3 protein-coding genes are annotated in these 2,241 nt (G+C 27.2%); 2 read left to right on the forward strand and 1 reads right to left on the reverse strand.

What is annotated here, in order from left to right; translation table 11 throughout:
- The first annotated feature begins 218 nt into the window (after positions 1-218).
- Both NSA58_RS19175 and NSA58_RS19180 read left to right on the forward strand, forming a co-directional pair.
- Complete coding sequence (locus tag NSA58_RS19175; RefSeq protein WP_257560866.1) at positions 219-689, forward strand: ComEC/Rec2 family competence protein; 471 nt, start codon at positions 219-221, stop codon at positions 687-689.
- 219 nt (positions 690-908) lie between these two features.
- The gene (locus NSA58_RS19180) at positions 909-1,931 is read left to right on the forward strand and encodes a TDT family transporter (RefSeq protein WP_039680861.1); all 1,023 of its coding nucleotides are present in this window, start codon (positions 909-911) and stop codon (positions 1,929-1,931) included.
- Positions 1,932-2,000: 69 nt separating this feature from the next.
- Here NSA58_RS19180 and NSA58_RS19185 read toward each other — a convergent pair whose 3' ends face one another.
- Entirely contained in the window at positions 2,001-2,153 is a 153-nt protein-coding gene (locus NSA58_RS19185; RefSeq protein ID WP_257560867.1) for a hypothetical protein, read from the reverse strand.
- Between the last annotated feature and the right edge of the window lie 88 nt (positions 2,154-2,241).

A 2,241-nucleotide genomic window follows, 5' to 3' on the forward strand; every position in this document is an offset into this window, starting at 1 on the left:
GCAAAATATTCTGTTGCCTTTTTACCTATAGGCATGATTTTTTCATGTTTATTACCCATGTGATTAAGAGTTAATTTTATTATGTTTGAGTTATATCCTCCTGCTAGACCTCTATCACCAGCAACAAAGATGCTGTAATTAATTCAATTCCTGTAAAAAATGTTTATGTAAGTAATGGAGATGCAAATACAAAAACTTACTCAGACTTTATAAATTCAATGGCTAAGAAAAGTTTATACCCTAGTGTACCATTATTAGGAACAGAATTCTATTTAGGAACATCAAAGTTTAAAGTGTTATCAGCAGCAAATCTTAAGAACCCAAATGATAATTCTATTGTTTTAGAATATGTAAACGGTAATGATAAGGTATTGCTTATGGGAGATGCAGGATATGATATTGAAAGAATTATTAAGGTGGATGATGTTGACTTAATTAAGGTAGGCCACCATGGTTCTAATACTAGTTCTGATATTAATTTTATAAAGAAAATTAATCCTCAGTATGCTGTAATAACAGTTGGGAAAAACAATAGATATGGTCATCCAAATAAAGAAACTATGCAAACTTTAAAAAATGAAAATATAGAGGTTCACAGAAGTGATGAATGTGGACATATTTTATTCAAATCAACAGGTAACGGGTTAGTTATTAATTGTAAAAAAGGGAGCTACAATTATGGACGTTAATAACATATAAATTTAATTGTTTTACGAAAATAATATAATAATATTATTCTATTAAAGACATTATCATCCATAAACAAAACTTATGATTAGCATGAAAAAGTTAAATATATAAAATATTGAAATCCTATTTATTTTTTGAATAATGGTGATATAATGATGTACATAGTTAAGGCCGGCAAGAAAATAAAGTGTAAATATAAAATTGACAGAGGTGATTAAATGAGACAGTATTTAGATAAATTAGAAAATTTACACATCGGAATAAGTGGTACATGTTTAGCATTTATAACATTAAGTAACTGCTGGTTAATAAAAGATATAAATTACTTAAAACCACTATCTATAGGATTAGCAGTAATAATGTTATCACTAATGTTTATAAGATTAATAAAATTCCCTAAAACAATGTTAAAAGAACTTAAAGATCCAGTAATGGGAACTTTTTATCCAACATTCGGTATGGTAACTTGGTTAGTATCTGCATATTTTTATCCACATGCACCAAAGTTTTGTTCAGCGTTATGGATAGGGGCAGCTATATATCATTATTCTATAGCAATTTATTATACAATAATAAGAATTAAAGAAAGAAACTTTAACAATGTAATGCCTACATGTTTTATTATATATACGGGCATGATAACAGGTAGTGTTGCCAGTGTGGGAATGGGTGGAATAATACCTGCTATAGCGCATTTCATGCTAATGTTTGGATTTACTTTTTATACAATATTATTACCAGTAGTTTTATACATTGTTTTTAAAAGTGAAATATTAGATGATAAAAAACTACCTACTGTAGGGATTGTTTGTTCTCCAGCGCCACTAGGTATTGTTGGTATTTTATCAATAGAGCCACACCCAAATATGTATATGTTAACATGGCTTATAGTTACTGGATTAATACTTTTAGGTGTTGTCTATGCTTATATAATTAAGCTTTTTAAAGAAGGATTTAAACCATCATATGCAGCATTTACATTTCCCTTAGCAATAGCAACATTAGCAGCATACAAATTATCATCATTCTTTGTATCAACTGGACATGCAAATTTAGGTCATCTATTTGGAGTATTAGGTAATGTAGAAATATTTATTGCAACTTATGTAGTATTCTTTATACTACTAAACTTTATAAATATGTTTTTAAAAGCTATAAATCCTAGATTAGAAGAGTTTGTAGAAAAGGAAGAGCAAATACTAGGTGGAGCTATTTATAGCAAGGATGCAAATCAAATATAATAATTAATATCATAAATAAACCTCTTAAAATCTTATTAACGGTGATAGATTTTAAGAGGTTTTTATAGTTTAAATTAGTTTGAAGAATTTAAGAACTAATAGACATACTAAAATTAATAGTGCAGCCTTAAAAATCATAGATGTAAAAACTTTTAATAGTTTAAGGCCAACTCCTATAATAACTACTAAAAGACAAATTTTTAATAATAAATTTAAATCCATATGTATTCCTCCTATAATATAGAATATTATAATGTCGATGTATATATAATATATTTTTTTTGTCAATTAATCAAGTTTTTCATAGATC

It is taken from the genome of Terrisporobacter muris (genome assembly GCF_024621905.1).
Lineage (GTDB): Bacteria > Bacillota > Clostridia > Peptostreptococcales > Peptostreptococcaceae > Terrisporobacter > Terrisporobacter muris.

Coding starts and splice junctions, on each gene's coding strand:
- NSA58_RS19175 (WP_257560866.1), top strand. CDS start 219: ATGGCTAAGAAAAGTTTATACCCTAGTGTACCATTATTAGGAACAGAA.
- NSA58_RS19180 (WP_039680861.1), top strand. CDS start 909: ATGAGACAGTATTTAGATAAATTAGAAAATTTACACATCGGAATAAGT.
- NSA58_RS19185 (WP_257560867.1), bottom strand. CDS start 2,153: ATGGATTTAAATTTATTATTAAAAATTTGTCTTTTAGTAGTTATTATA.